Consider the following 6,892-nt stretch of genomic DNA (forward strand, 5'->3'; position numbering starts at 1 on the left):
CATCCTAGCGGCGCTACCTGCTGAAGATGATGCGCGCAGGATTGCCAGCCACGGTGCTATTGGAGGGGACATCTTTAACGACCACGCTTCCAGCCCCGATGATGGCGCCGTCGCCGATCCTGATGCCTGGAATGATGGTTGCATGCGGGTGAATCGTTACCTCGTTACCAATGACCACGCTGCCGCCGATGAAGACGAAACTACCGATCTGCACATAGTCGCCGATGCTGACGTCGTGCGCGATGATTGAGGTAGAGAGCACGGTAACGAACTCGCCGAGCCGGCTGCCCGAGCCGATGGACACGCGCGAATCGAACACGCCGCCGCGACCGATGTAACCGGCAGCAGCCTCACGCGTCGGAGGCGGATGAAACACGATAAAGTCCGCTCCCTTTTCGATGAGTGCCTGGGCGTAGCGGCGCCGCTGTGTCGGATTGCCGATTGCGCAGATAAAGATGTCGCCCTCGACCGGTTGATAGCTGACAGGATCGCCAACGATCGGCCAGCGCGATGTGCCCTGCAGATGCACGCGGTCGTCCAGAAAGCCCTTGATGTCCCACTCGACTCCGTAAGCCGGATCCTCATGGTATGCCAGCGATGCGATGTCTCTTCCATAGCCGCCTGCGCCAACGATCAACAAGTGGTGAGGCGGCGCGAGAGTGACGGATGTCATGCGAATTCCACTCCTCCATCCATGCTGAAGGCCTGCCCGGTCACCTTCGTGCTGGCGTCCGACAGGAAATACAGGCACGCCAGTGCCACGTCCTCGGGTTGTCCGATGCCCAGCGGATAGCGCTTGCGGCTTTCCTCGAACCATGCCTTGTCTTCGTTGATCAATGAGGTTTCGACCAGACCAGGGCAGAGCGCGTTCGCGCGAATCTTGCGGCGTGCCAATTCCAGCGCCAGCGGACGCAAGGTGCCGATCAGAGCGGCCTTCGATCCTGCATAGGGGCCGACGCCGACGGTGCCAGTGAGCGCGGCGATGGACGACAGAAAGATCACCGAAGCGCCGGGTCGCAGTGACTGGCGTGCCAACAGATGCCGGGTCAACATCACGGGCGCGAGATAATTGATGTCCATGACGTCGCGCAAGAACTTTTCGCTGACCAATTTCATCGGCGCAAGCCCGCGAATGCCGGCGCTGTGAACTACCCCGTCAAGCGGATCGCAGTCGATGGCCAATTGCTGCAGTACGGTTGCATCGCTCAGATCGCCAATGAACAAGCGATGGCCTTCGCCAGACAAGGACACCAGCACCGCTTGCAGGCGTTGTTCGTCTCGTCCGGCAACGATCAAACGCGCACCTGCACCAGCACAAGCCTGCGCAACGGCCTCGCCAATACCCTTGGATGCACCAGTAACCAGAATTGTCTTGCCGGCTAGTCCAAACAGGGTGTGGAGCAGCGCCGAGGTAGCGTCCGTGGAAGGCATGATGGTCTGGCTGCTCATAGGCGAATCGGCAAGGAAATCCCGCCGTCGATGGTCAATGTGCTTCGCGTGATCCAGCGGCTTGCGGCTGACAACAGATATGTCACGCCATTCGCAACGTCGTTCGGGTCGATGCGCCCAAGTGGTGTCAGTCCGATCTTGTCGTCCATGTCAGCAGCGGTGCCCAACTTTTTCAGCATGGGTGTGTCGACATAGCCGGGCGCAATGCAGTTCGCACGGATGCCGTGCTTGGCTTGCTCAAGCGCTAGCGTCCGCACGGCCGCCTCCAGTGCAGCCTTGGACGCAGCATAGCCGGCAGCGGCCTGTGGAGCGGCGCGTGCAGATAGCGCTGAGACGTAGACCAGCGACGCGCCCTCGGCCAGCCGACGTTTGAAGATTAATTGCTGCGTCAAGGCGATCGGCGCCAGATAATTCACCGACAGCATGTGCTGCAGATGTTTTTCTGCCGCCATTCGAAACGGCACGAGTGCAGCAACGCCCGCGCATGAAGCAATGCCGTGATAGCGCTCGGACGCCTCCAATAGGCGGTTCCGAGTCTGTTCGTCGGTCAGGTCGCCGGCGATGACGCTATGGCCGCCACCAGCTAGATCGGCGGCCACTGCCTCCAAACGCTGCATATCGCGACCGTTGAGCACTACGGTGGCGCCTAACCGAGCGCACAAGGCGGCGACTGCTGCGCCGATACCCGAAGACGCACCAGTGACCATGATAGTTTTATCGATCAGCCCGAATGCATCGGTCGAGGCGATTCCAGCCATGCTCAAGCCTCGATCAAGTCAGGAAACGCCGCACCCTCGATGTCCACCAAGCAGGTGCCCCACGAAAGCCCGATGCCGAAGCCGCACAGCAACACGCGTTTACGGCCGGACTCGAGTTCCTTATTGATGCGCGCGGTCATTGTCACCGGCAGCGATGCGCCGCTGGTGTTGCCGAAATCGCGAAGCGTCGAAGGCACTTTTTCTACCGGTAGCCCGAGCTTCTTGCGGATGGTCTCGTTGATCATGCGGTTGGCTTGGTGGAACACAAAGTAGTCGATCTCATCCTTGGAAACACCGGTGTAGTCGAGCAGCTTCTGTACCGCAGGCGGAATACGTTGGGTAGAAAAGCTCAGCACTGCCACGCCATCCAGTTGCAGGTCCACGCCACGCTTCCACGCACCCTCCGGCTCATCGCGATACGGCACCAGGTGCTGAATGGCGACCGGCTCGCGATGCCCACCCACCGGCAGAATGATGGCTTTGTAGCCGCTGCCATCGCTGTTTAGGTCGAAGTGCATCGGCGGCGCGTCGGCGCTGAACTCCAGCGCCGTGGCAGTACCCGAGTCGGAAAAAATCGGGTCTTCCAGATTGGCACTGCGGTCACCGACCAGCAGCAAGCCCTTCTTGACGCCGCCGGCAGCGATCATCGAGCCGAGCAGGTTGATACCGAACGGATAGGCCGAGCAGCCCAGGTTGACGTCGAAGGCGACCGTGGCGTGCGACAGGGCGAGCCGGTCCTGCAGGATGATGGCGGTGGCCGGAATCGGATAATCCGGCGACTGCGTTACCACGATCAGTGCATCGATCTCCTCGCGCTTCCATTGCAGCTTCTCGAGCAGCACTTCGGTCGCATCGAAGGCCAGGTCGGAAAAGCATTGCCATTCCGACGCCATGCGACGCGTATCGATGCCGATGTTGCGCACCAGGCGCTCACGCTCTGAACGGATCTGCGGCCGGCAGTCGGTGAGATTGGACACCACACGCTTAGGCACGCATGTCGCCATGCCGGCAAAGCGGACGTTGTGCAGCGTGGAGGTCGGCATGGTGCTTAGGCCTCGGTCAGTTTGTAGAGATCGCCCACGGTGACGGCGGCAGAGAGATCTTCGCCGGTGATGGTCTTGCCGTATTCCATGTCGAACATCACGATCACGCCGAGCGCCGCCAGCGAATCCCATTCCGGCAATTCCAGCAGTATGGTGTCCAGCGTGACCTCCACCGGCTCCTGGAAATCGGTGGCGGAAAGGAAGTTCTCGATAAATGTTGCCTGGGTCATGCGATCTCGCCTGGTTGCCTGTTGAAGATGCGGGAGTCTGGAAACACGGTGTTGCGTGTCGCGGTCATGTGGCCTGTTCGCCGGCGATGATGTCGGCGATGGTATCGACCTGGTCGGCGGTCAGGCCGGGAAAGATCGGCAAGCACAATACTTGCGCGGCCACCGAGCGCGCTACCGGCAACCATGCCGGCGCAGACGAGGGCAGAGCGCGATACATCGGGAAGTCGCTGATCAATGGATAGAAGTAACGCCTCACCAGAATGCCGTGCTCGCGCATCAATTGGTATAGCGCATCGCGCGACAGCGGGTAGTCGTCCTGCACCAGGATCGGAAAATACGCGTAATTGGCGCTGGACTGTTGCGGGCGTGCCACGCACTGGATGCCACGCACCTCGCTGAGCCGCCGCCGATACTGCGCATCGACGGCGCTGCGTTGCGCAATGGCTTCGTCGATGTGGTTGAGCTGCAACAGGCCGAACGCTGCGCTGATCTCGTTCATCTTGCCGTTGATGCCCGGTGCCACCACCGTGGTTTCGTCGACGAAGCCGAAGTTCTTCAAGTGCCCGATGCGCTGGTAGGTTTTTTCGTCAGGGCAGACAATTGCGCCGCCTTCGAAGGTGTTGAACACCTTGGTCGCATGAAAGCTCAGCACGCTCAGGTCGCCGTGGCGCAGGATCGAGCCGCCCTCATCGCGCACCCCGAAGGCATGCGCGGCGTCGTAGATCACCTTCAGGTTGTAGATGTCGGCGATGCGCGTGATCGCGCTGGTGTCGCAGGCAGTGCCATAGCAGTGCACCGGCATGATCGCGGTGGTCTGCGGGGTGATGGCCGCTTCGATCTTGGATGGGTCCATGTTGAGCGTGACCGGGTCGATGTCCACGAACACCGGGGTAATGCTTTTCCACAACAACGAATGCGCCGTGGCCACGAACGAGTAGGGCGTGGTGATCACTTCGCCAGTGATGCGCAGCGCCTGCAAGGCCGTGATCAAGGCAGTGGTGCCATTGGTCAACAGCGCCAGATGCGGCACACCCAGGTAGGCGCACAACGCCTGCTCCAAGGCGCGGTGCATCTCGCCCCCGTTGCTGACGATGCGGCTGGTCCAGATCCGTTCCAGGTACGGCAGAAACTCTTCCAGCGGCGGCAGCAGCGGACTGGTGACGGGGATGGGCATCAATGCCTCGCTGGTGCGGGTGGATGTCGGGATTCCGCCGCAGCCGATGGCTGCGGACGGTGTACGCCTGAGCAAGCAAGCGCTATGCCAGCGAGCAGGACCTTGCGTGCGCCGGCACGCTCAGTTGGCCAGCTCGGTCTGCTCGCGGTCGATGCCGTACTTGCGCAGTTTCTCCACCAGGGTGGTGCGGCGCAGGCCTAGCAGTTGCGCCGCATGGGCCACCACGCCCTGCGTACGTTCCAGCGCCTCGTTGATCAAGGCCAGTTCGATGTTGGCCATATGGCCGCGCAGGTCGATGCCGTCGTCGGGCAGACTGGCGGCCGAGGCCGGTTCCGCATCGGCGGCCTTGGGCTGCAGTGCGACCACATTGCTCGGCAGTGCAGCTACGTCGGTGGGCGCGGCCACCAGTGCCGGCTCGGGCGGCAACTCGACCGGAATGGCCGAGGCAAAATCGCCGCGATACCGCGCCGGCAGGTCCTGCACGCGCACCAGCCCGCCCGGGTGCAGCACCGCCAGGCGCTCTACCAGGTTGGTCAGCTCGCGCACATTGCCGGGCCAGTCATAGCTGCGCAGCGCCTGCAGGGCTTCCTCGGCAAAGCGCACTTCGCCACGGCCGGTACGCGCCAGCTGCCCGGCAATCGTCTGCACCAGCATGGCCAGATCGTCCACGCGCTCGCGCAGCGCCGGCATCTCGATCGGGAACACGTTGAGACGGTAAAACAGGTCCTCACGGAACTGGCCGTCGCTGATGCGCGCTTCCAGGTTGCGGTGGGTGGCAGCGATCACGCGCACGTTGCAGCGGATGGTCTGGCCACCGCCCACGCGCTCGAAGCTGCGCTCCTGCAGCACGCGCAGCAGCTTCACCTGCATCGGCAGGCTCATGTCGCCGATCTCGTCCAGCAGCAGGGTGCCGCCTTCGGCCATTTCGAAACGGCCCTTGCGGGCGCTCAGGGCGCCGGTGAACGCGCCTTTCTCGTGACCGAAGAGTTCGCTTTCCAGCAGGTCCGGCGGAATTGCGCCGCAGTTGATGGCGACAAACGGCCCATCACGGCGCGGCGAGTGCTGGTGGATGGCACGTGCCACCACTTCCTTGCCGGTACCGGACTCGCCCAGCACCAGCACGGTGGTGTCGAACGCGGCCACCTGGTCGATCAGCCGGCGCAGGCGGGTCACCGCCTCGCTGTTGCCGGTCGGTCCGGTGTCCTGTTGCACGCCGGCCTGATGCTCTGCATCCAGCCGTTTGAGGCTTGCGCGTCGCAGCAGGGCTTCCAGCTGCGCGTGCCGCAACGGGGTATCCAGCGCCCAGACATTGGCCTCGTGCAGGCCATGGGTCTGCGCGAACGTGACCGGGCTGCCTTCCATCAGCAGCACCGGCGGCGGCAGCTTGGCATCGGCCAGCCAATCGAAGAACTTGTCGGCCTGCGCCGCATCCTGCGCCGAACCCACCATCACCGCCATCCATTCGTCGTGGCGATGACGGCCAGGATTGATGTCGGCGCCGTCGGTGACCCAGCGGGGATTGAAGTCCATGAATTCGAGCAGCGACACGGTGCGCTCGGCGCGCACGGCGTCACTGTCGATCAGCAGAATGCGGGACTCACTCATTCCTGGCTCCTTCCGTCAGGCCCTCCAGGATTGGCATGACTTCCTGGATATAGGACAGCTTGCTGACAAAATTGTCAGCACCCGCGCGAAGAGCGTGTTCACGATGCTCGGCATCGTCGAAGTGGCTCGCGATGACAATATACGGCGGATCGTCCTGCGTCTTGATCAGCCGCGTGGCCTGCAGCCCGCCCATCTCGGGCATCGCCAGGTCCATCAGCACGACGTTGGGGCGCAGCGACTCAGAGCGCTCGATCGCTTCCAGTCCATTGGCGGCACTGCCCACGATGTTGAGCCACTCCACTTTGCGAAAATGACGCATCGCAGCGTTGATGAAGCCCTCGTGGTCGTCGACCAGCAGCACGGTGAGTTTGCTCATAGTAGTCCTTATCCTGCCCGGGCAAGCAGCGGTTTGTTGGTGCGGCGGCGCTCGCGTGCCGGGGCGATGTCGAGTTGTTCGCGGTACTTGGCCACGGTGCGGCGCGCAATGTTAACGCCTTGCCGCGACAGCAAACCGGCAATGGCTTCGTCGGCCAGCGGCCGGCCGGCCGGCTCGCTTTCGATCAAGCGGCGCACCATTGCCTTGACCGCCTGACCGGAGACGCTGGCGCCTTCCAGGCGCACGGCGAAGAAGTG

At 62.7% G+C, this 6,892-nt stretch carries 9 protein-coding genes; all 9 read right to left on the reverse strand.

The window, feature by feature from the left end:
* Positions 1-13: 13 nt before the first annotated feature.
* Positions 14-673 carry an acetyltransferase gene (locus tag OZ10_RS11865; protein WP_039565031.1) on the reverse strand — a complete coding sequence of 220 codons (660 nt, stop codon included), beginning with the start codon at positions 671-673 and terminating at the stop codon, positions 14-16.
* Positions 670-1,449, reverse strand: coding sequence for an SDR family NAD(P)-dependent oxidoreductase (locus OZ10_RS11870; protein WP_139051318.1), 780 nt, complete (start codon positions 1,447-1,449; stop codon positions 670-672). The genes OZ10_RS11865 and OZ10_RS11870 overlap by 4 nt, the downstream gene beginning before the upstream one ends.
* Complete coding sequence (locus OZ10_RS11875) at positions 1,446-2,207, reverse strand: SDR family NAD(P)-dependent oxidoreductase (protein WP_039565033.1); 762 nt, start codon at positions 2,205-2,207, stop codon at positions 1,446-1,448. Before OZ10_RS11875 ends, OZ10_RS11870 begins: the two co-directional genes overlap by 4 nt.
* Before the next feature lie 2 nt (positions 2,208-2,209).
* Entirely contained in the window at positions 2,210-3,250 is a 1,041-nt protein-coding gene (locus tag OZ10_RS11880) for a ketoacyl-ACP synthase III (protein WP_039565036.1), read from the reverse strand.
* 5 nt (positions 3,251-3,255) lie between these two features.
* The gene (locus OZ10_RS11885; protein WP_039565038.1) at positions 3,256-3,480 is read right to left on the reverse strand and encodes an acyl carrier protein; all 225 of its coding nucleotides are present in this window, start codon (positions 3,478-3,480) and stop codon (positions 3,256-3,258) included.
* Between the two features lie 64 nt (positions 3,481-3,544).
* A complete protein-coding gene (locus OZ10_RS11890) occupies positions 3,545-4,654 on the reverse strand; it encodes a DegT/DnrJ/EryC1/StrS family aminotransferase (RefSeq protein ID WP_039565040.1) in 1,110 nt (369 codons plus the stop codon).
* Positions 4,655-4,774: 120 nt separating this feature from the next.
* The gene (locus OZ10_RS11895) at positions 4,775-6,259 is read right to left on the reverse strand and encodes a sigma-54 dependent transcriptional regulator (protein WP_039565042.1); all 1,485 of its coding nucleotides are present in this window, start codon (positions 6,257-6,259) and stop codon (positions 4,775-4,777) included.
* Positions 6,252-6,635, reverse strand: a complete 384-nt coding sequence (locus OZ10_RS11900) for a response regulator (RefSeq protein WP_005997154.1) — start codon at positions 6,633-6,635, stop codon at positions 6,252-6,254. The genes OZ10_RS11895 and OZ10_RS11900 overlap by 8 nt, the downstream gene beginning before the upstream one ends.
* Before the next feature lie 8 nt (positions 6,636-6,643).
* Positions 6,644-6,892 (reverse strand): RNA polymerase factor sigma-54 (locus OZ10_RS11905; protein ID WP_039565044.1); only part of this gene is annotated, 249 nt, incomplete at its 5' end.

It is taken from the genome of Xanthomonas cannabis pv. cannabis (assembly GCF_000802365.1).
GTDB lineage: Bacteria > Pseudomonadota > Gammaproteobacteria > Xanthomonadales > Xanthomonadaceae > Xanthomonas > Xanthomonas cannabis.

Excerpts from the sequence above, each read along its gene's own strand:
- OZ10_RS11865 (WP_039565031.1), bottom strand. The coding sequence starts at position 673 with ATGACATCCGTCACTCTCGCGCCGCCTCACCACTTGTTGATCGTTGGC.
- OZ10_RS11870 (WP_139051318.1), bottom strand. The coding sequence starts at position 1,449 with ATGAGCAGCCAGACCATCATGCCTTCCACGGACGCTACCTCGGCGCTG.
- OZ10_RS11875 (WP_039565033.1), bottom strand. The coding sequence starts at position 2,207 with ATGGCTGGAATCGCCTCGACCGATGCATTCGGGCTGATCGATAAAACT.
- OZ10_RS11880 (WP_039565036.1), bottom strand. The coding sequence starts at position 3,250 with ATGCCGACCTCCACGCTGCACAACGTCCGCTTTGCCGGCATGGCGACA.
- OZ10_RS11885 (WP_039565038.1), bottom strand. The coding sequence starts at position 3,480 with ATGACCCAGGCAACATTTATCGAGAACTTCCTTTCCGCCACCGATTTC.
- OZ10_RS11890 (WP_039565040.1), bottom strand. The coding sequence starts at position 4,654 with ATGCCCATCCCCGTCACCAGTCCGCTGCTGCCGCCGCTGGAAGAGTTT.
- OZ10_RS11895 (WP_039565042.1), bottom strand. The coding sequence starts at position 6,259 with ATGAGTGAGTCCCGCATTCTGCTGATCGACAGTGACGCCGTGCGCGCC.
- OZ10_RS11900 (WP_005997154.1), bottom strand. The coding sequence starts at position 6,635 with ATGAGCAAACTCACCGTGCTGCTGGTCGACGACCACGAGGGCTTCATC.